At 63.8% G+C, this 20,889-nt stretch carries 21 protein-coding genes; 13 read left to right on the top strand and 8 right to left on the bottom strand.

Annotated elements, in window-relative coordinates; all coding sequences use genetic code 11:
• Positions 1 to 33 precede the first annotated feature (33 nt).
• The 4 genes from D3242_RS12395 to D3242_RS12380 all read right to left on the bottom strand — a co-directional run bounded on the left by D3242_RS12395 (position 34) and on the right by D3242_RS12380 (position 4,756).
• The gene (locus D3242_RS12395; protein ID WP_027047704.1) at positions 34 to 432 is read right to left on the bottom strand and encodes a hypothetical protein; all 399 of its coding nucleotides are present in this window, start codon (positions 430 to 432) and stop codon (positions 34 to 36) included.
• A 64-nt stretch (positions 433 to 496) separates the two neighbouring features.
• Entirely contained in the window at positions 497 to 1,888 is a 1,392-nt protein-coding gene (gene chrA, locus D3242_RS12390; protein WP_064984540.1) for a chromate efflux transporter, read from the bottom strand.
• On the bottom strand, positions 1,885 to 2,703 hold the full coding sequence (locus D3242_RS12385) for a chromate resistance protein ChrB domain-containing protein (RefSeq protein ID WP_027047703.1): 819 nt from the start codon (positions 2,701 to 2,703) through the stop codon (positions 1,885 to 1,887). Before D3242_RS12385 ends, chrA begins: the two co-directional genes overlap by 4 nt.
• 247 nt (positions 2,704 to 2,950) lie before the next feature.
• A complete protein-coding gene (locus tag D3242_RS12380; protein ID WP_019862970.1) occupies positions 2,951 to 4,756 on the bottom strand; it encodes an IlvD/Edd family dehydratase in 1,806 nt (601 codons plus the stop codon).
• A gap of 149 nt (positions 4,757 to 4,905) precedes the next feature.
• Here D3242_RS12380 and D3242_RS12375 point away from each other — a divergent pair, with 149 nt between their 5' ends.
• Positions 4,906 to 5,355, top strand: coding sequence for an SRPBCC family protein (locus tag D3242_RS12375; RefSeq protein ID WP_019862969.1), 450 nt, complete (start codon positions 4,906 to 4,908; stop codon positions 5,353 to 5,355).
• Positions 5,356 to 5,371: 16 nt separating this feature from the next.
• Here D3242_RS12375 and D3242_RS12370 read toward each other — a convergent pair whose 3' ends face one another.
• Positions 5,372 to 6,541, bottom strand: a complete 1,170-nt coding sequence (locus D3242_RS12370) for an Mrp/NBP35 family ATP-binding protein (protein ID WP_038651921.1) — start codon at positions 6,539 to 6,541, stop codon at positions 5,372 to 5,374.
• Between the two features lie 207 nt (positions 6,542 to 6,748).
• Between D3242_RS12370 and D3242_RS12365 the strand changes: the two genes are divergently transcribed.
• Entirely contained in the window at positions 6,749 to 7,126 is a 378-nt protein-coding gene (locus tag D3242_RS12365) for a VOC family protein (protein ID WP_064984538.1), read from the top strand.
• A 16-nt stretch (positions 7,127 to 7,142) separates the two neighbouring features.
• Here D3242_RS12365 and D3242_RS12360 read toward each other — a convergent pair whose 3' ends face one another.
• Together D3242_RS12360 and D3242_RS12355 are read right to left on the bottom strand one after the other, a co-directional pair.
• Positions 7,143 to 8,147, bottom strand: coding sequence for an inorganic phosphate transporter (locus tag D3242_RS12360; protein WP_038651914.1), 1,005 nt, complete (start codon positions 8,145 to 8,147; stop codon positions 7,143 to 7,145).
• A 3-nt stretch (positions 8,148 to 8,150) separates the two neighbouring features.
• Complete coding sequence (locus D3242_RS12355) at positions 8,151 to 8,792, bottom strand: DUF47 domain-containing protein (protein ID WP_027047702.1); 642 nt, start codon at positions 8,790 to 8,792, stop codon at positions 8,151 to 8,153.
• 169 nt (positions 8,793 to 8,961) lie between these two features.
• Here D3242_RS12355 and D3242_RS12350 point away from each other — a divergent pair, with 169 nt between their 5' ends.
• The 11 genes from D3242_RS12350 (at position 8,962) to D3242_RS12300 (ending at position 19,392) form a co-directional block, all read left to right on the top strand.
• Positions 8,962 to 9,861: a LysR family transcriptional regulator gene (locus tag D3242_RS12350; RefSeq protein WP_038653788.1), complete on the top strand. Its 900-nt coding sequence runs from the start codon at positions 8,962 to 8,964 to the stop codon at positions 9,859 to 9,861.
• Positions 9,862 to 9,996: 135 nt separating this feature from the next.
• Positions 9,997 to 10,476: a formate dehydrogenase subunit gamma gene (locus D3242_RS12345; protein ID WP_019862961.1), complete on the top strand. Its 480-nt coding sequence runs from the start codon at positions 9,997 to 9,999 to the stop codon at positions 10,474 to 10,476.
• A complete protein-coding gene (locus D3242_RS12340; protein WP_064984536.1) occupies positions 10,473 to 12,029 on the top strand; it encodes a formate dehydrogenase beta subunit in 1,557 nt (518 codons plus the stop codon). The genes D3242_RS12345 and D3242_RS12340 overlap by 4 nt, the downstream gene beginning before the upstream one ends.
• Positions 12,030 to 12,039: 10 nt before the next feature.
• Entirely contained in the window at positions 12,040 to 14,955 is a 2,916-nt protein-coding gene (gene fdhF, locus D3242_RS12335) for a formate dehydrogenase subunit alpha (protein ID WP_064984534.1), read from the top strand.
• A 31-nt stretch (positions 14,956 to 14,986) separates the two neighbouring features.
• Complete coding sequence (locus tag D3242_RS12330; RefSeq protein WP_019862958.1) at positions 14,987 to 15,211, top strand: hypothetical protein; 225 nt, start codon at positions 14,987 to 14,989, stop codon at positions 15,209 to 15,211.
• Positions 15,211 to 16,038: a formate dehydrogenase accessory sulfurtransferase FdhD gene (gene fdhD / locus D3242_RS12325; protein WP_064984532.1), complete on the top strand. Its 828-nt coding sequence runs from the start codon at positions 15,211 to 15,213 to the stop codon at positions 16,036 to 16,038. The genes D3242_RS12330 and fdhD overlap by 1 nt, the downstream gene beginning before the upstream one ends.
• Entirely contained in the window at positions 16,028 to 16,336 is a 309-nt protein-coding gene (locus tag D3242_RS12320; protein ID WP_019862956.1) for a formate dehydrogenase subunit delta, read from the top strand. The genes fdhD and D3242_RS12320 overlap by 11 nt, the downstream gene beginning before the upstream one ends.
• 115 nt (positions 16,337 to 16,451) lie before the next feature.
• A complete protein-coding gene (locus D3242_RS12315) occupies positions 16,452 to 18,005 on the top strand; it encodes an alpha/beta fold hydrolase (RefSeq protein ID WP_064984530.1) in 1,554 nt (517 codons plus the stop codon).
• Between the two features lie 108 nt (positions 18,006 to 18,113).
• On the top strand, positions 18,114 to 18,593 hold the full coding sequence (locus tag D3242_RS12310; RefSeq protein WP_019862954.1) for a carboxymuconolactone decarboxylase family protein: 480 nt from the start codon (positions 18,114 to 18,116) through the stop codon (positions 18,591 to 18,593).
• Positions 18,594 to 18,677: 84 nt separating this feature from the next.
• Entirely contained in the window at positions 18,678 to 19,040 is a 363-nt protein-coding gene (locus tag D3242_RS12305) for a nuclear transport factor 2 family protein (protein ID WP_027047699.1), read from the top strand.
• 37 nt (positions 19,041 to 19,077) lie between these two features.
• Positions 19,078 to 19,392, top strand: coding sequence for a hypothetical protein (locus D3242_RS12300; protein WP_010913185.1), 315 nt, complete (start codon positions 19,078 to 19,080; stop codon positions 19,390 to 19,392).
• A gap of 61 nt (positions 19,393 to 19,453) precedes the next feature.
• Here the strand turns inward: D3242_RS12300 and D3242_RS12295 are convergent, their stop codons facing one another.
• Positions 19,454 to 20,881: a gamma-aminobutyraldehyde dehydrogenase gene (locus D3242_RS12295; RefSeq protein ID WP_064984529.1), complete on the bottom strand. Its 1,428-nt coding sequence runs from the start codon at positions 20,879 to 20,881 to the stop codon at positions 19,454 to 19,456.
• Positions 20,882 to 20,889 lie beyond the last annotated feature (8 nt).

The raw sequence follows: 20,889 nt of genomic DNA, 5'->3' as shown, positions 1-20,889 counted from the left end.
GGACCGGCACCATCGCCTGAAAATCAACATGCCCTAGTCGGCGCCCAGACCGTAGCGCTCGACGACCTCGGCATTGATCAGCTTGGCGTGCAGAGCCATCAGCACGATCTGCGCGTCGAAACTGTCGCCGGCCTCCACCGCGGCCTCGATCCGGCGTTCGACGTCCTGCCGCTGCTGCAAACCTTGCGAGCTTTCGAAGGTTTCCGGACCGGCGATGCAATAGCTGAACAGCAGCGCCACGTCCGGATAGGCCTGTGGCGGCGGCTCGTCCGGCCAGCGATCCTTCATCAGATTGACGATTGTGAGCTTCACGCCCTCCGGCACGAGGGCGGGGTGCAGGTCGGCGCCGCGCAAGGCGGAATCGAGCTGCCTCAGATCACCCGAGCGGCCGAACATGCCGAGAAAGCCGAGGGAAGAGCGTCGTTGCGCCATGATGTTCCAATCCGTTTCCAACCACTTAAGTGGTCGGGAAGCGGAATACAAAGCAGGCTGGCATCTAGCCACTTACCGCCAGCAGCAAGACACCGGCAAGGGCCGATCCAGCGAGCGTCGGCAGCATGCCGATCTTCAGCTTCAGGATGGCGATCATCGCGGCCAAGGACAGCAGCGCCGCGCGCCAGTCGATCGACGCAAGCACCGGCACATTCATGCCGAGGCTCATTGCGTGCACCTCACGGAAGACGACGTGCAAGGCAAACCACAAAGCGAGATTCATGATGACGCCGACAACAGCGGCGGTGATCGCGCCGAGCGCCGCCGACAAGGCCCTGTTGCCGCGCAAGGCCTCGATATAGGGCGCGCCAAGGAATATCCAGAAGAAGCACGGCGTGAAGGTCACCCACAGGGTCAGCAGCGCTCCGAGCGATCCGCCAAGCAATGGGTTCAGTGACCCGGAGTGACGGAACGCGGCGATGAAGCCGACAAACTGCAGCACCAGGATGAGCGGGCCGGGCGTGGTCTCGGCAAGTCCGAGACCATCAACCATTTCACCGGGAGCCAGCCAGCCGAATGACTGGACGGCGGCCTGCGCGACATAGGCCAGCACCGCATAGGCGCCGCCGAAGGTGACGACCGCCATCAGGCTGAAGAACCGGCCTATCTCGGTCCACACACTGGCAGAGCCGGTGAACCACCAGATCAGGAGGACCGGTCCGAGCCAAATCGGCAGCCAGATCGCGACAGTGCGCGGCGCATGCCATCTGGTCGGTTTGACATGGGACAGTTCGCCGCGCTCGAACATCAGGTCGACGGCGCCCTTGATATCAGGACCATCATCCTTGCCGTGCGCCGAACCGGAGAAGAGACCCGGAGCGAGGCGGTCTCCCAGCCATCCTGTCAGGCCGGCGAGCAGGATGATCAGCGGGAACGGCACATTCAACGCGTAGATTGCGATGAAGGCCGCGACCGCGATCGACACCATGGCCGGGTTTTTCAGGGCGCGCCGTCCGATGCGGATCACCGCCTCGATGACGATGGCAAGCACCGCCGCCTTCACCCCGAGGAAAAGCGCCTCGACGAGCGGAATGTCGCCATAGAGCACGTAGAGGCTGCTCAGGATCAGCATGACGAGCGCGCCGGGCACGACGAACAGGATGCCGGCGACAAGACCGCCGATCGTCCTGTGCAGCAGCCAGCCGATATAGATGGCAAGTTGCTGGGCTTCCGGGCCAGGCAAAAGCATGCAGTAGTTCAGCGCATGCAGGAAACGCTGTTCACCGATCCAGCGCCGTTCCTCGACCAGTTCCCTGTGCATCAGGGCGATCTGCCCGGCCGGCCCGCCGAAGCTGAGCAGTCCGATCTTCGCCCAGACCTTGACGGCTTTGGCAAAGGTCGGCACAGCCGGCGCCTCGACGTTCCCCGACCCATGTGCAGGCACAACGGCGCTCATGACGGTTTACCCGCGCTGGGCCAATTGTGCGTTTCCTCGGTGGCATCGCGGCACCAGCGGAAGAACGCATCGTAGAGCAGCATGCCTGCTTCCAGTTGTTCCAGATCGTCGCGAAACATCCGCGACAGGCCAAGCGAAGCAGCCAGAAAGCCGGCGGCCTGGGGCGCCAGATCGAGCCTTGCGGTGTCGGCCGCGCGCACGATCGCGGCGAGGCGGTCGAGTGCGGTGGATTCCAGCCCGAATTCCTCGATCATCGTATCGAAGGTGCAGCGTTCACCGCGATGGCTCCAGAACACATTGTCGATGTCGAACGGCACGGCCTGAAAGCGGTCAGCGACAGCCGGCACTTCGGCTGCCTCGACAAACAGGAAGACCGCATGAGGATCGACGAAACGCCGGATCAGCCAGGGGCAAGCGATGCGGTCGACCTTCGGGCGTGCCCGTGTCACCCATACGGTATGGCCCTTTTCGTCGCGCGGTGGCAATTTGTCGGTGCTGACCAAAAGCCCGTCTGCCTCGCGCCAGGCTTCGAAACCCCCTTCAAGGGATTCGGCGGGAATCCCCTCATGACGCAGCCATGCGGCGACACCTTGCGACAGCTTCAGGCCTTTCTGGCAGACGACCGCCACAGGCTGGCCGGCGAAATCGGGCGCCCAGGTCGGAACGGTTTTGAAATCGCGCCGGATCGAGGCCGGCAGCAGGCGTGGATCGGCGTCGAAATCCTCATCGATGCGAACATCGACGATTACCGGGGCTCCCGGCAGGCCGACCAGACGAGACAGTTGCGATACGGTGATAGCGGTTGTTGACGGCATGGCGTCCACCTCCTGATAGAGAAGCCTGGACGCGAACGTTGGGCTGACGCCTCACGGGGTCGTCGCGATGCACCCCTTGGCCACAATGGTGGATTTGTTGCGAGCGCTTGTCAAGGATCGTGACCGGCCTCGACCGGGCCAAACCACACAGAACTGAAAACGGCGGCGGCGGCCCGATTGACCAGGCCGCCGCCGATTCAGCGTCAGTGATTGTCCCCGGAGCAATCCGTGATTGTCCCCGAAGCAATCAGTGATTGTCCCGGGGCACGCCCCTGGTGTGCGCGACATCCTGGTATTTCACCGCCGGCTTCAACACCATGCCCTGGTCGAACTGGTCGACCATGCCGCGCTGGATTTCCTGCCACGGCGTCTGGTGCTGCGGATAGTGGTAGCCGCCATTGCCCTGCAGCGCCGCGCGCCGCTTGGCGATCTCTTCGTCGCTGACCAGGATGTTGGCGGTGCCCTTGTTCAGGTCGATGCGGACGCGATCACCTGTCTTGAGCAGCGCCAGTCCGCCGCCAATGGCAGCCTCCGGCGAGGCGTTGAGAATCGACGGCGAGCCCGACGTGCCCGACTGGCGGCCGTCGCCGATGCAGGCCAGCGCATGGATGCCCTTCTTGATGAGGTATGCCGGCGGCTGCATGTTGACGACCTCGGCGCCACCGGGATAGCCGACCGGGCCGGCGCCGCGCATGAACAGGATCGTGTGTTCGTCGATGCCTTGCGCCGGATCGTCGATGCGGGCGTGGTAATCCTCCGGCCCGTCAAAGACCATGGCGTTGCCTTCGAAAGCTTCCGGGTCCTTCGGATTGGAGAGGTAGCGCTCGCGGAATTCCGGCGAGATGCCGCTGGTTTTCATGATCGCCGAATCGAACAGGTTGCCGCTGAGGTTGATGAAGCCGGCATTGACCTTCAGCGGCTTGTCGACGCTGCGGATGACATCGGCGTTTTCGACCACCGCCGCCTTGCAATTGTCGCCGATCGACTTGCCATTGGCCGTCAGGGCATCGGGATGCGGCAACAGCCCGCCCTTCATCAGCTCGGCCACTACGGCCGGCACGCCGCCGGCGTGATGATAATCCTCGCCGAGATACTCGCCCGTCGGCTGCAGATTGACGAGGAGCGGCACCTTGAGGCCGATCTCCTGCCAGTCATCATTGTCGAGCTGCACGCCGAGATGGCGGGCAATGGCGTTGAGATGGATCGGCGCGTTGGTCGAGCCGCCGATCGCCGAATTGACGACGATGGCATTCTCGAAGGCCTTGCGCGTCATGATGTCCGACGGTTTCAAATCCTCATGCACCATGTCGACGATGCGCTTGCCCGTCTCGTAGGCGATCTGCCCGCGCTCGCGGTAAGGGGCCGGGATGGCGGCCGAGCCCGGCAGCTGCATGCCGAGCGCTTCTGCCAGCGAATTCATCGTGGTGGCGGTGCCCATCGTGTTGCAGTAGCCGGTGGAGGGCGCCGAGGAGGCGACGATATCCATGAACTCGTCATAGTCGATCTCGCCGGCCGACAGGCGCTGGCGCGATTCCCAGACGATGGTGCCGGAGCCGGTGCGCTTGCCCTTGTGCCAGCCGTTGAGCATCGGGCCGACCGACAGGGCGATGGCCGGGATGTTGACGGTGGCCGCCGCCATGAGCAGCGCCGGCGTCGTCTTGTCGCAACCGATGGTCAGCACGACGCCGTCGAGCGGGTAGCCGTAGAGCACCTCGACGAGGCCTAGATAGGCAAGGTTGCGGTCAAGGGCCGCGGTCGGGCGCTTGCCGGTCTCCTGGATCGGATGGCATGGGAATTCGAAGGGAATGCCGCCCATCGAGACGATGCCTTCGCGCACGCGCTTGGCGAGCTCGATATGGTGTCGGTTGCAGGGCGACAGATCCGAGCCGGTCTGGGCGATGCCGATCAGCGGCTTGCCCGACATCAGTTCGGCGCGCGTCAGCCCGTAATTCAGGTATCGCTCAAGATAGAGCGCCGTCATGCCGGGGTTGTCAGGGTTGTCGAACCACTCCTGCGAGCGGAATTTTTTCTTCTTGGTGGGGGCGCCGGCCATCACGGTCTCCGTATTTGTATGACAAATCGATATGACAACGCGTCAATGCAAGCAAGGGGCACACGCGTTCCCAACCCGCACTTTGGTGCGATAGACATAACAGCACCTCTGCGCTAGGGCTTCAGACCATTGTTTCCGGGAGGTTCTTGATGGCTTTGGTGATCGAAGGCGAGGAACGCATTGCCGCACCCCTGCAAAAAGTCTGGGAAGCGCTGAACGATCCCGAGGTTTTGAAGGCGACCATTCCCGGTTGCCAGAGCCTCGACATGAAGTCGCCGACCGAGATGGCCGCGACGGTGGTGCTGAAGATCGGGCCTATCAAGGCCACCTTCAACGGCGAAGTGACGCTGAAAAATCTCAAGCCGCCGCATTCCTACACCATCCAGGGCGAAGGCAAGGGCGGCATTGCCGGCTTCGCCAAGGGCGGCGCCGACGTGACGCTGACCGAGGATGGGCCGGATGCCACGGTGCTCAAATACGCGGCCAAGGCCGATGTCGGCGGCAAGATTGCCCAGCTCGGCAGCCGGCTGATCGAGTCGACGTCGAAAAAACTGGCCGGGCAGTTCTTTTCGAGTTTCGGCGAGAAGGTCGGCGGCTGACCGTTTCGCTGCGAGGTCACTCGAAGACGATGCTCGGCACTGCCGCTTCGGCCGCGACTCGTTCCTCATTGACCCTGTCCCAGACCTTGGCGGCGATGTCGCGATAGGCTTTGGCCTCCGCGCTATCGGGCTTCGAGACAACCACCGGCTGCCCGGCATCCGAGCTTTCGCGGATGCCCATTTCCAGCGGCACTTCGCCGAGGAAGGTGACGCCGAGGCGTTCGGCCTCGCGGCGCGCGCCGCCATGGCCGAAAATGTCGTAGCGCTTGCCGGTATCGGGCGCGATGAAATAGCTCATATTCTCGACGATGCCGAGCAGCGGTACGTCGACCTTCTTGAACATGTTCAGTCCCTTGCGGGCATCGATCAGCGCCAGGTCCTGCGGCGTCGAGACGATGACGGCACCGGCCAGCGGCACCTGCTGCGCCATGGTCAGCTGCGCATCGCCGGTTCCGGGCGGCATATCGACGACAAGCACGTCGAGCCGGCCCCATTCGACCTCGCGCAGCATCTGCGTCAGCGCCGACATCACCATCGGGCCCCGCCAGATCATCGGCGTCTCCTCATCGACGAGGAAGCCCATCGACATCACCTTGAGGCCGTAATTCTCCATCGGCTTCAGGATCTTGCCGTCAACCGTCTGTGGCCGGCCATGGATGTTGAGCAGCTTCGGCATGGATGGGCCGTAAATGTCGGCGTCGAGCACGCCGACCCGCAAGCCGTTGGCGGCAAGGCCAAGCGCCAGATTGACGGCGGTGGTCGACTTGCCGACGCCGCCCTTGCCGGAAGCAACGGCGATGATCGCCTCGATGCCGGGCACGCCGCGCTTGCCCGAGCTGTGTGAGGCCGGCGCCTGCGGCGCGGGACGCTGGGGGGTCGCCGGCGGTGCCGGCCTGGGTGCGGGGCGCGCGGACACCGGCGCCTCCATGCCGCCGCCCTTTTTTTCCGCCGTCAGCGCCACCACGGCACCGGCGACGCCGGGAATTGCTTTCACCACGCGCTCCGCGGCGGCGCGCAGCGGTTCCATTTCCTGCGCCCTGGCGGCGGGAACGGTGATCGAGAAGAAGACTTTCGAATCGGCGATGAAAATCTCGGAAACCATACCGAGATCGACGATGTTGCCGGTGAAGTCCGGTCCGTTGACCGTCTTCAGGCGCTCGGTGACGATTTCCTTGGTGACGGACATGATCTTTCCTCGGCGTTTGGCAATGCAGATAGTGCAGTTTCCGGCGAGAACCAAGCCGTGACGCAAAGGCTTGCCCGGCGTGCCACGGAAAACGACCGATGCTGTCGGATTCTTGCCGGATGACGCTTCCGGCCGATGGCCAAACGGGCCGCGTGCCCTATTTCGTTTGCCTGAACGAGGACACGACAATGCGGGAAGGAGACGGTCATGCTCGAGAAAAGCAACGCAACGGCCAATCTCGCCGTCAAGGACCTGGCAAAGGCAAAGGCCTTCTATGAAGGCACGCTAGGCCTCAAGCAGATCGACGACATGGGCGGCGAGCTTGTCGTCTACAAAAGCGGCGACACGCTCATCAATGTCTATCATTCCCAATTCGCAGGTACCAACAAGGCGACGGCGGTGACGTGGACGGTAGGCGATCAGATCGAGACTGTCGTCAAATCATTGAAATCGAAAGGCGTTGTCTTCGAGCATTACGAAATGCCCGGCCTGACGATCAAGGGCGACATCCATGTCGGCCAAGGCATGAAAGTCGCCTGGTTCAAGGACCCGGACGGCAACATCCTGAACCTCGTCGACAAATAGGCTTCGGCGCTCCGCGTCAGCCTGCCAGGCTTGTGACGAAATAAGTGAGAGCCGAAATCGCCGCCGTCGCCGGCAAGGTGACGATCCAGGCGATGACGATGTTGCCGGCGATGCCCCAGCGCACCGCCGAGACGCGGCGGGCTGCGCCGACGCCGATGATGGCGCCGGTAATCGTATGCGTGGTCGATACGGGAACGCCGAGCCAGGTGGCGGCGAACAGCGTGATGGCGCCGCCGGTTTCGGCGCAGAAGCCCTGCATCGGATTGAGCCGGGTGATCTTCGAACCCATTGTGTGGACGATCCGCCAGCCGCCGAGCAGCGTGCCAAGCGCCAGCGCCGACTGGCAGGTCAGGACGACCCAGAGCGGCACGTAGAATTTCTCGCCGAGCATGCCTTGCGAATAGAGCAGCACGGCGATGATGCCCATGGTCTTCTGCGCATCGTTGCCGCCATGGCCGAGCGAATAGAGCGAGGCGGAAAAGAACTGCAGGACGCGAAAGGTGTTGTCGACGGCGAACGGCGTCTGACGCACGAACAGCCAGGAAACCACCAGGATCAGGACGAGCGCCAGCGCAAAACCGGTCGCCGGCGAGAGCACGATCGCGGCGACCGTCTTGCCAAGTCCCGACCAGACGATGGCACCGATGCCGCCCTTCGCAACACCGGCACCGACCAGCCCGCCGATCAGCGCGTGCGAACTGCTCGAGGGGATGCCAGCGATCCAGGTTACGATGTTCCAGACGATGGCGCCGACGAGGGCCGAGAAGATTACCGCCGGCGTGACGATGCTGACGTCGACGATGCCCTTTCCCACGGTCTCGGCGACATGAAGGCCGAAGAACATGAAGGCGATGAAGTTGAAGAAGGCCGCCCAGAGCACTGCATATTGCGGCCTGAGCACGCGTGTCGAGACGATGGTGGCGATGGAATTGGCGGCGTCGTGCAAACCATTGAGAAAATCGAAGAACAGGGCGACGGCGACGAGGCCGGCCAGCAGGGGAAAGGCGATCGCGGCATCCATCGTCTAGACGTTCTCGATGACGATGCCGCTGATCTCGTTGGCAACGTCCTCGAAACGGTCGACCACCTTTTCCAGCTGGCCATAGATCTCGCTGCCGATCAGATAGGCCATCGCATCACCGCGGCCATGGCGCCTGAACAGATCCTTCAAACCCTGCTCATGCAAGTCGTCGGCCCGGCCTTCGGCGCGCATCACCTCCTCGGCAAGGGCGTTGAGGCGTGCGCTGTTGGCACCGACCTTGGCGAGCAGCGGGATTGCTTCCGCGACCAGCCGGGCGGCGTCGACGATGACGGCGCCCATTTCCTGCATCAGCGGATCGAACTCCCTCTTCTCGAACAGCCTCACCGTCTTGACGGTCTTGTGCATCATGTCGATGGCGTCATCCATCGACTGGATCAGATCCTTGATGTCGCCGCGATCGAAAGGCGTGATGAAAGAGCGCCGCACGGCAAGCAGGACCTCCGCCGTGATATGATCGGCCTCGTCCTCGAGATCGACGATCGTCTGGCACCAGCGATCGATGTCCTTGCCCTGAAGCAGTTGCTGCAGCGCTTCCGCGCCGCCGACCACCGTGCGGGAATGCCGCTCGAACAGCTCGAAGAAACGATCTTCGCGCGGCAGCAGCTTGCGGAACCAGCCCAGCATGTCAGTCTCCCATCGCGCCCGGTTCACGACCGTTTCATTGACATAGCGCCGCATGACGCCGCGGGAAACAGTAAGCCGGCTGAAAGATGTGGATGCGGAACGATTACGCATGGCGCTTGCGGCAAAGGCGAATTTCCCCGAGCCTGCGCATGACGACCGGAAGGATGGCATGATCGACAAACTCGAATTCTTTATCTCATTGGCCAAGGAAGAGCATTTCGGCCGGGCGGCGGAAGCCTGTGGGGTCACCCAACCGACCTTGTCGGCTGGGATCAAGCAGCTGGAGGGACAACTCGGCGTCATGCTGGTCAATCGCGGGTCGCGGTTCCAGGGCCTGACGCCGGAAGGCAAGCAGGTGCTGGTCTGGGCGCGCCGCATCGTCGGCGATTCAAGGGCCATGCGAGAGGAGATGCGCGCGGCGCGCCACGGCCTTTCCGGACGCATCCGCATTGCCGCCATCCCGACCGCGCTCGCCATGGTGGCGCGGCTGACGACGCCGTTTCGCGAAAAGCACCCCGGCGTCACCTTCTCGGTGCTGTCGCGCACCTCGATCGAAGTCTTGTCGCTGCTCGGCAATTTCGACATCGATGCCGGTATCACCTATCTCGACAACGAGCCGCTCGGGCGGGTGACCAGCGTGCCGCTCTATGACGAGCGCTATCAGCTGATCACTGCGGTCGGAAACCCCTATTCCGACCGCGACAAAGTGACATGGGCCGAGATCAGCCGGTTGCCGCTGTGCCTGCTGACGCCGGACATGCAGAACCGCCGCATCATCGACCAGCATCTGGCCGAGGCCGGAGTGCAAGTGCGGCCGACGCTCGAATCCAATTCGATGATCGTGCTGTTCTCGCACATCCACACCGGCAAATGGTCGTCGATCATGCCGCTCAACCTCGCGGAAACATTCGGCTTTTCAGAGCCGATCCGGGCCATTCCGATCGTCGAGCCCGACGCCAGCCACACGGTCGGCCTGGTGGCCGCGCCGCGTGAGCCGCACACGCCGCTGGTGCAGGCGCTGCTGGACGAGGCAATGGCGCTGGCAGACGATTTCCGCGCCCATCGCTAGGGTAGAGAATGGCGGCTGAGCGGGCTTGATAGAAAATTTCTATCAAGCGACGGATCAGCTTTATTGATTTCGCTGGTTTCCTCTGTTTTTGTAACGACTTAGCGCTAGAGCGCTACCGACCAGGGAGGGCGCTGCATGACGATGCAGCCTGCAAGTACCGAGATCGCATCGCGCACGGCGGCGATTATCCAAGAACTGAAAGGCCTCGAAGGCCCGCTGCTGCCGATCCTGCACGAGATCCAGGAAGAATTCGGCCATGTGCCGCAGGCGGCACTGCCGGTCATCGCCGATGGGCTGAACCTCTCCAGGGCCGAGGTGCACGGCGTCGTCACCTTCTACCATGATTTCCGTGCCCGGCCGGCCGGGCGGCATGTTCTCAAGCTGTGCCAGGCGGAAGCCTGCCAGTCGATGGGCTCGGATGCCGTCGCCGCCAAGATCAAACAGTTGCTGGGCATCGGTTTCCACGAGACCACCCGCGACGGATCGGTTACACTCGAGCCGGTCTATTGCCTCGGGCTTTGCGCCTGTTCGCCGTCGGCGATGCTCGACGGCGAGGTGATCGGGCGGCTCGATGACGAGAAGATCGACGAGATCCTTGCCGAGGTGCGCTCATGATCCCCCGCATCTACATTCCCGGCGATTCCGGCGCGTTGGCGCTCGGCGCTGAAAAGGTCGCCAAGGCGATCGCCAAGGAACTCGCCGAGCGTGGCATCGAGGCCAAGATCGTGCGCAACGGATCGCGCGGCGCCTATTTCCTCGAACCGATGATCGAAGTGGCGACCGCCAACGGCCGCGTCGCCTACGGACCGGTCAAGCCTTCCGACGTCAAGAGCCTGTTCGACAGCGGCTTCCTCACCGGTGGCCACCACAAGCGCTGGCTCGGCGCGCCCGACAAGATCCCGTTCCTGGCCAAGCAGACCCGGCTGACCTTCGCCCGCTGCGGCATCAACGACCCGCTGTCGCTCGACGCCTACAAATCGCTTGGCGGGCTTAAGGGTTTGCAGAACGCGGTGGCCATGGCGCCGGCCGACATCGTCAAGCAGGTTACGGACTCGGGCCTGCGCGGCCGCGGCGGCGCCGGCTTCCCGACCGGCATCAAGTGGAAGACGGTGCTGGATACGACATCGGAGCGCAAATACATCGTCTGCAACGCCGATGAGGGCGACAGCGCGACTTTCGCCGACCGCATGATCATGGAGGGCGACCCCTTCGTGCTGATCGAGGGCATGACGATCGCCGGCATCGCCACAGGAGCGACCAAGGGCTTCGTCTATATCCGCTCGGAATATCCGCATGCGGTGGCGACAATGAACAAAGCCGTCGAAATCGCCCGCAAGGCCGGTGTCCTCGGCGTCAATGTGCTGGGTTCGCCCAACGCCTTCGACATGGAAATCCGCGTCGGCGCCGGCGCCTATGTCTGCGGCGAGGAAACCTCGCTGTTGAACAGCCTCGAAGGCAAGCGCGGCGTGGTGCGCGCCAAGCCGCCGCTGCCGGCCATCCAGGGCCTGTTCGGCAAGCCGACGGTGATCAACAACGTCATCAGCCTCGCCTCGGTGCCGATCATCATGGACAAGGGCGCCGCCTTCTACAAGGATTTCGGCATGGGCCGCTCGCGCGGCACCATCCCGATCCAGATCGCCGGCAATGTCAGGAATGGCGGCCTGTTCGAAACCGCCTTCGGCCTGACGCTCGGCCAGATCGTCGATGACATCGGTGGCGGCACGGCCACCGGCCGTCCGGTGAAGGCAGTACAGGTCGGCGGCCCGCTTGGCGCTTATTTCCCGCGCGCCCTGTTCGACACGCCGTTCGACTACGAGGAATTCGCCAAGCGCGACGGGCTGATCGGCCATGCCGGTATCACCGTGTTCGACGACACGGCCGATATGCTGAAGCAGGCGCGCTTCGCCATGGAGTTCTGCGCCATCGAAAGCTGCGGCAAGTGCACGCCCTGCCGCATCGGCTCGACGCGCGGCATCGAGACCATCGACAGGCTTGCCGCCGGGATCGAGCCGGAAAAGAACCTCGCGCTGGTCACCGACCTCTGCAACACGATGAAGTTCGGTTCGCTGTGCGCGCTGGGCGGCTTCACGCCCTACCCGGTGATGAGTTCGATCACGCATTTCCCCGAAGATTTCAAGCCCGCGTCGGCGCGCGTGGCTGCTGAGTAGGAGCTGGCACATGAACATCAAGGCCGACTTCCCATCGCTCGTTGAAGAGATCGACTACGGAACCCCGGAATCGCGGGCGCAAAAGCAGGTCACGCTGAGCGTCGACGGCCGCAGCATCACGGTGCCGGAAGGCACCTCGATCATGCGCGCGGCGATGGAAGGCGGGGTCGAGATCCCAAAACTCTGCGCCACCGACATGCTGGACTCGTTCGGCTCGTGCCGCGTCTGCCTGGTCGAGATCGAAGGGCGCGGCGGCACGCCGGCCTCCTGCACGACGCCGGTCGGTGAAGGCATGGTGGTGCGCACGCAGTCCGACCGGCTCGACGCGATCCGCCGCGGCGTCATGGAGCTTTACGTCTCCGACCATCCGACCGGCTGGAACGAGAAGGCCGGCACCGGCGCCAGCGAATTCGACACGGTGGCGAAGTCGGTCGGCCTGACCGAAAACCGCTACGGCGTCGAGGGCCGCAACCACGTCAAGCAGGAAGAAGACGGCGTGGCGCCCGGCCATGGCTCGCTGGCGGTCGACTACATCGCCCGCGACGAATCCAATCCTTACTTCACCTATGATCCGGCGCAGTGCATCGTCTGCTCGCGCTGCGTGCGGGCGTGCGAGGAGGTGCAGGGCACCTTCGCGCTGACCATCGAGGGCCGCGGTTTCGAATCGCGCATGGTCGCCGGCATGCATGAGGATTTCATCGCTTCCGAATGCGTGTCCTGCGGCGCCTGCGTGCAGGCCTGCCCGACCGACGCGCTGCGCGAGAAGACGGTGCTCGAGAAGGGCATGCCGGAACGCTCGGCCGTCACCACCTGCGCCTATTGCGGCGTCGGCTGCTCGTTCAAGGCCGAGGTGAAGGACGACGAAGTCATCCGCATGATGCCTTACAAGGACGGCAAGGCGAACCACGGCCATTCCTGCGTCAAAGGCCGTTTCGCCTATGGCTACGCCACGCACAAGGACCGCATCCTGTCGCCGATGATCCGCGAGAAGATCTCCGATCCGTGGCGCGAAGTGAGCTGGGAAGAGGCGATCGCCCACACGGCCAAGGAATTCCGCCGGATCCAGTATCAGTACGGCCGCACCTCGATCGGCGGCATCACCTCCTCGCGCTGCACGAATGAGGAGACCTATCTCGTCCAGAAGCTGGTGCGGCAGGGTTTCCGCAACAATAATGTCGACACCTGCGCCCGCGTCTGCCATTCGCCGACCGGCTACGGGCTCGGCCAGACCTACGGCACCTCGGCCGGCACGCAGGATTTCGATTCCGTCGAATTCACCGACGTCGCCGTCGTCATCGGCGCCAATCCGGTTTCCGCCCATCCGGTGTTCGCCTCGCGTCTGAAGAAGCGGCTGCGCCAGGGCGCGAAGCTGATCGTGCTCGATCCGCGCCGCACCGAGATGGTCAAGTCGGCGCATGTCGAGGCCGACTATCACCTGCCGCTGAAGCCCGGCACCAACGTGGCGGTGCTGACGTCACTGGCGCATGTCATCGTCACCGAAGGGCTTTTCGACGAAGCCTTCATCCGCGAACGCTGCGACTGGACGGAGTTCCAGGACTGGGCCTCCTTCGTCGCCTTGCCGGAGAACAGCCCCGAGATCGTCGGCAAGCTTTCCGGCGTCGACCCGGAACTGATCCGGGGGGCCGCGCGGCTCTACGCCAAGGGCGGCAATGGCGCGATCTATTACGGCCTCGGCGTCACCGAGCACAGCCAGGGCTCGACCACGGTGATGGCCATCGCCAACCTCGCAATGGCTACCGGCAATATCGGCCGGCCGGGCGTCGGCGTGAACCCGCTGCGCGGCCAGAACAATGTGCAGGGCTCGTGCGACATGGGCTCCTTCCCGCACGAACTGCCCGGCTATCGCCACATCTCCGGCGAAGCCGTGCGCGACATCTATGAGAGCCTGTGGGGCGTGAAGCTGGACGACGAACCCGGCCTGCGCATTCCCAACATGCTGGACGCCGCCGTCGACGGCTCCTTCAAGGGCATCTACATCCAGGGCGAGGACATCCTGCAGTCCGATCCCGACACCAAGCATGTCGCGGGCGGTCTCGCGGCCATGGAATGCGTCGTCGTGCACGATCTCTTCCTCAACGAGACCGCGAACTACGCGCATGTCTTCCTGCCGGGTTCGACCTTCCTGGAAAAGGACGGCACCTTCACCAATGCCGAGCGCCGCATCAACATGGTGCGCAAGGTGCTGGAACCGAAGGCGCGCTATGCCGATTGGCAAGCGACGCAGGAGCTAGCCCGCGCGATCGGGCTCGACTGGAACTACATGCATCCGTCGCAGATCATGGACGAGATCGCCCAGACGACGCCGAGCTTCGCCAATGTCTCCTTCGAGTTGCTCGACCGCGTCGGATCGGTGCAATGGCCCTGCAACGAGAAGGCCCCGCTCGGAACGCCGATCATGCACATTGACGGTTTCGTGCGCGGCAAGGGCAAGTTCATCCGCACCGAATATGTCGCGACGGACGAGAGGACCGGGCCGCGCTTCCCGCTGCTTTTGACCACCGGCCGCATCCTCAGCCAGTACAATGTCGGCGCGCAGACGCGGCGCACCGACAACGTCATGTGGCACGCGGAAGACCGGCTGGAGATACATCCGCACGATGCCGAAAACCGCGGCCTGCGCGATGGCGACTGGGTGCGGCTGACCAGCCGCTCGGGCGAGACGACGCTGCGGGCGCTGATCACCGACCGGGTGTCTCCCGGCGTGGTCTACACCACCTTCCACCATCCCGACACGCAAGCCAACGTCATCACCACCGACTTCTCGGACTGGGCGACCAACTGTCCGGAGTACAAGGTGACGGCAGTGCAGGTCGGCGCCTCCAATGGCCCGTCGGACTGGCAGCGCGAGTACGATGAGCAGGCCAGGAACAGCCGCCGCATCGCCTCGCTGCAGGCGGCCGAGTAGTCTGGCGGCCTCGCGGTCGGAGGAAACAGGGGTGACCCAAAAGGAAGCCTACGAAAAGCTTATGCGCCTGTGTGAAAAGCAAGGCGCCGACCTGAATCAGTTTTTGTTCGATATTCAGGAGCATGCGGCCAAGGAAGACTTCGACAAGCTTCGCCGCATTGTCGGAAATATAATGGGCCTTGGACACTACAAGGCGTTCGAGATGATCGCGCACGACGTTCCAGAGTTGACGCCAAAGTGGATGAAGCAGGACTAATGCGCTCCCGCCAGCCGATCAGCCAGACTTCCCGCCTCGCGCACCGCGCCAGCGGTACGGCTGTTGCCAACCGCATGGTGCCGGAGGAGACGCCGGTGGCGTTTTCCTTTGCCGGAACCACGCATGCGGTGATGATGGCGAGCCCCGCCGACTTCGAGGATTTCGCGCTCGGCTTCTCGCTGACGGAAGGCATCATTGCCGACCCGCAAGAAATCGAGGCGATCGAGGTCGAGGATCATGGCGCCGGCATCGATATCCAGATCCGGCTCAAGGATAAGGCCAATACACGCTTCGAGGCGCGGCGGCGCAGGCTTGCCGGGCCGGTTGGCTGCGGGCTGTGCGGCATTGAATCCATCGAGGAAGCCATGCGCTCCGTCGACGCTGTTGGTGCGTCAAAACTTACGCTTGATACCGACGACATCGTCCGCTCCGTCAAGCTGTTGTCGAAGGTGCAGCCGCTGCATCAGGAAACCGGAGCCGTGCATGCCGCCGGCTTCTATATTCCCGGCAAGGGCGTCGTCATGGCGCGCGAGGATGTCGGCCGCCACAATGCGCTGGACAAGCTGGCCGGGGCGTTGGCCAAAGCCGGCATCGACGGTGCGTCGGGCGCTGTCGTGGTGACGTCGCGCGTGTCGGTCGAGATGGTGCAGAAGACGGCGGCGATCGGCTCCGCCTTCATCATCGCTGTCTCGGCGCCGACCGCGCTTGCCATCCGCACGGCCGATGAGGCCGGCATGACGCTGGTCGCCCTGGTGCGCGGCGAGGATTTCGATGTTTTCACCCACCCCGACCGGGTGGTTTTGGGAGTTGCCCAGCATGTCGCATGACGAAGACCACATCACGAGCACCAGCGAAAAGCTGGTGCGCATGGCCAACCAGATCGCGGCCTTCTTCCATTCCAAGTCACGCGAGGAAGGGGTTGCCGGCGTCGCCGAGCACATCAACAAATTCTGGGAACCGAGGATGCGGCGACAGTTCTTCGAACTGCTGGATAGCGGCGAAGGGTTCGATGAACTCGTCGTGGCTGCATCGGCCAGGATCAAGCGGCCGATCACGCCAGCCGAGGCCGATCTGAAGCTCGGACTCACCCCCTCCCCGGCAGACGTCGCCGCGTCACAAAAGTAGCCGCAGCGGGCGGTCCCGGTATACATTCACTTTCGCTAAAGTTTGAGCTGCCGCTATCGAAGCGGCTCTGCTATGGTTGACGATCAGAAATCGTCAGGCCGGGCGGAAGAAACTCGTGAGGCCGATCGAGACCCGATATGCCCTCAGCGGCGAGGCGCGGATCGCCTATCAGGTGGTCGGCCAGGGTTCGCTTGATCTCGTCTTCGTCCCGGGCTTCATTTCCAATCTCGACCTGCATTGGGAAGACGAGGGCTATACAAGGCTCTTGAGGCGGCTTTCGGCGTTCTCGCGGCTGATCCTGTTCGACAAGCGCGGCACCGGCCTTTCCGACCGTGTCGATGCGCACAACCTGCCCAGTCTTGAAACGCGCATGGACGATGTGCGCGCGGTGATGGACGCCGCCGGCAGCGGTCGTGCTGCCCTGCTTGGCGCTTCAGAAGGCGCGCCGATGGCAATGCTGTTCGCCGCCACCTATCCCGAGCGGACGCGCGCGCTGGCGCTCTATGGCGGCTATGCGCATTTCCACAAATGGGTGATGCCGCCCGAACGCCTCAACGCCTTCATCGCCACCGCCGAGACGGCCTGGGGCACCGGTGCCACCTTGCCGAATTTCGCGCCGGGCCGGGTCGACGACGCGCATTTTACCCAGTGGTGGGCGCGTTTCGAGCGGCTGTCGGCGAGCCCGACGGCAGCGGCGGCACTGGCGCGAATGAATGCGGGAATCGATGTACGTGGTGTGCTGGCGGCGATCAGCGCGCCGACGCTGCTGATCCATCGCCGCAACGACGCGCGGGTCGATCCCGACGCCAGCCGTTTCCTGGCCAAGAAAATCCCGAATGCGCGGCTGGTCGAGATTCCCGGGCGCGACCATCCGATCTGGACCGGCGATGTCGACCGGGTCGCCGACCTGATCGAGGAATTCCTGACCGGCGAGCGCGCCGTCGCCGAAGCCGACCGCGTGCTGGCGGCACTTCTGGTGACGCGCATCTACGATACGACGCGGATGGGCGACCGCGTGTGGAGCGAACGCAGCGAGCGCTTCCAGGAAACCTGGCGGTTGCTGGTCGGGCGCCATGGCGGCCGAGCGCTGGGTACGCAAGGCGAGATGATGATTTCGCGCTTCGATGGACCGGCGCGCGCCATACGCTGTGCAGCGGCGCTGCGCGAGGCAGCGCAAGGGATCGGCGTGGCCAGCGCGCAGGGCGCGCATGTCGGGGAGATCGAACTGCGCGGGCCGCCGGTGGGGCTGACGGCCCGCGTGACGATGCAGATCGCCGCGCGCGCCAGCCGGGGCGATATCCTGGCGTCGCGGCTGGTCGCTGATCTGGCAACCGGCTCAGGCCTGCATTTCGAAGACGCCAGCCGGGTCACGCTGGACGATCTGGACGAGCCCATGGCGCTGGTGCGGGCAATGTCGGAACAGCATCTGGAGCCTGACTGCCGCGCCAGGACCAAAACGACCGAACCGTCCGTGCTGACGGCGAGGGAAAGCGAGGTGGTGAGCCTGATTGCCGACGGCAAGAGCAATGCCGCGATCGCAGCCGAGCTCAGGCTGAGCGAACACACGGTCAAGCGCCACGTCGCCAACATATTGCTCAAGCTCGACCTGCCGTCGCGAGCGGCGGCGGCGGTATTCTCGGTCCGGCACACTGGCCCGGACGGGCCATGAGAGCCATGGCGCTTTCGGGCGAAGCGGCCAGGCGGATGTAAGCGCTATCAATTCCCCCATGCAGGCCAGGCGGATATCGCCGAAAGGGCACTGCGAACGGAGGATGAAATGCTCAAGTCAAAACTGAATGTCAGATCACTTGTGATCGCGGCAGGGATTGGCGCGCTGCTCACGATCTCTCCCGCGAAGGCCGAGGATGCGTCGGCGACAGCCGCCTACAAGGACATCCAGGCGACGCTCGGCTCCGTGCCGGACATGTTCAAGACACTGCCTGACGTCGCCATCGCCGGCGCCTGGGCCGAGATCAAGGGCGTCCAACTCAACCCGAAAACCGCTCTGGACGGCAAGACCAAGGAACTGATGGGCCTCGCGGTGGCCTCGCAGATACCTTGCCAGTACTGCATCTATTTCCATACCGAGGCCGCCAAGCTCAACGGCGCGAGCGACGAGGAGATCAAGGAGACGATCGCGATGGCGGCGATCGTGCGCCACTGGTCGACAATGCTCAATGGCAGCCAGGTCGATCTCGCCACGTTCAAGAAGCAGACCGACGATGTCTTCGCCGCCGTCAAGGCGAAGTCGCAGTGAAAATCCCTGCCTGGCGGCGAGCGTCGGGCAGTCCCTACTGAATATCAACCGCCCGATCGTGAAGACGGGCACATGGAGGATAAGATGCTGACCAAGACTCAAGTCGTGGATGGCGCGGCGATCAAGAAGGCGATCGAGAGCCGCGATGGTAAGATGCTGTCGAGCTTCTATGCCGACGACGCGTTGGTGCGGGTGATCGACCGCAACAACCCGCCGAGCAAGCCGCGCGAAGTCCGCGGGCGCGCGGCGATCGCCACCTTCTGGGACGACATCTGCAGCCGGGCGATGACCCACAAGGTCGACACCACGATCGCCGACGGCGACAGCCTCGCCTTCACCCAGGCCTGCGCCTATCCGGACGGCACGAAAGTGTTCGCCGCCGCGATGCTGGAGCTGAAGAACGGGCGGATCGCGCGGCAGACCGTCGTGCAAGCCTGGGACGAATAGGCAAACAGCCGCCAACTCAACCTTGGGAGGAACCAGCATGTTCAGCGCCAGATGGCAGATCGACGCGAAGTTCGGGCATAAACAGACCGTGCTCGACCTGTTGAAGAAATGGGAACGCGAGATCGGCTCGCAGGTCGGCCTCGCCGAGCTGAAGTTCCAGATCATGACCGGATCGATCGGCGCACGCGAAGCGACGGTCGAGTCGCATCATCAGGTGGAAAGCCTGGCCCAGCTGGAGGCGATGTTCGCCAAGATCAGCAAGATCGACGCACACGCCAAATGGGGCAAGGAGATGGAGCCCTACGTCGTGTCAGGCACCAGCCTGTGGAACATCTATCGTATCGTCGAGTAGCGTTCTTCTCCCCGTTCACGGCAGGGGGATTCCCCTGCCGTGAACGGGGAGAAGGAATGCGTTATGCGTGCGCAACCATGACATGCCGCACGGCGGTATAGTCTTCCAGCGCGTAGAGCGACATATCCTTGCCGTAGCCGGACTGCTTCAGACCGCCATGTGGCATCTCGTTGGTCAGCATGAAATGGGTGTTGATCCACGTGCAGCCATATTGCAGACGTGCCGCCGTCGCCATGGCGCGCGAGACGTCCTTGGTCCACACCGATGACGCCAGGCCGTAGTCGCTGTCATTGGCCCAGTTAACCGCTTCGTCGACTTCCGTGAAACGGGTGATCGAGACGACCGGGCCGAACACCTCGCGGCGTACGATTTCGTCCTCCTGCAGCGCGCCGGCGACGACGGTCGGCTGATAGTAGAAGCCGGTGCCCTCGCCCGGCTTGCCGCCGGTGGTGATCTCGATGTGCTTCAATTCCGAGGCGCGTTCGACGAAGCTCGACACGCGGTCGCGCTGGCGGCGCGAGATCAGCGGGCCAATCTCGTTTTCGGTGTCGTCCGGCTGGTTGTACTTGATGGTCGAGACCGCCGAGGACAGATCGGCGACGAGCTTGTCGTAGATCTTCTTGCCGGCATAGATGCGGCAGGCCGCGGTGCAGTCTTGGCCGGCATTGTAGTAACCGAAGGCGCGCAGGCCGTTGACGACGGAACCTAGATCGGCGTCGTCGAAGACGACGACGGGCGCCTTGCCGCCGAGTTCGAGATGCGTGCGCTTGACCGATTTGGCCGCCGCCTGCAGCACCTTCTTGCCGGTGGCGACATCGCCGGTGATCGAGATCATGTTGACCTTGGGATGGTTGATCAGCGCGTTGCCGACGCTATCGCCGCGGCCGAGCACGACATTGACCACGCCTGCGGGGAGGATTTCGGCCAGGATCCTGGCCAGCTTCAGCGCCGTCAGCGGCGTCTGCTCCGACGGCTTGAAGACGACGGTGTTGCCGCCGCCGATCGCCGGCGCCAGCTTCCAGGCCATCATCATCAGCGGGTAGTTCCAGGGCGCGATCGAGGCGACGATGCCGATCGGATCGCGCCGCACCATCGAGGTGTGGCCGGGAAGATATTCGCCGGCGACGACGCCCGGCATCGAACGGACCGCGCCGGCGAAGAAGCGGTAGCAGTCGACGATGGCCGGAATCTCGTCATTGAGCACGGAATTGATCGGCTTGCCGCAGTTCAGCGCCTCGAGAGCGGCGAAGTCCTTGGCCTCGGCCTCGATGCGGTCGGCGATCTTGAGGAGATAACCAGAGCGCTGCGCCGGCGTCGTGCGCGACCACGAGACGAACGCCTGTTCGGCGGCCGCCACCGCCGCCTCGATCTGCGCCTGGCTGGCCTCGGGCAGGTTGAGAATGGTCGCCCCGGTCTTCGGATTGAGGATCGGCTCCTCAGTCTCGGCGCCGTTCTCGAATTTCGAGCCGATCAGCATCTGGGTGTCCATGGACGTCT

Source organism: Mesorhizobium jarvisii (assembly GCF_003601985.1).
Taxonomy (GTDB): domain Bacteria; phylum Pseudomonadota; class Alphaproteobacteria; order Rhizobiales; family Rhizobiaceae; genus Mesorhizobium; species Mesorhizobium jarvisii.
Note: the sequence above shows the minus strand (reverse complement) of the source record. Positions and strands in the feature narration are given on the sequence as shown.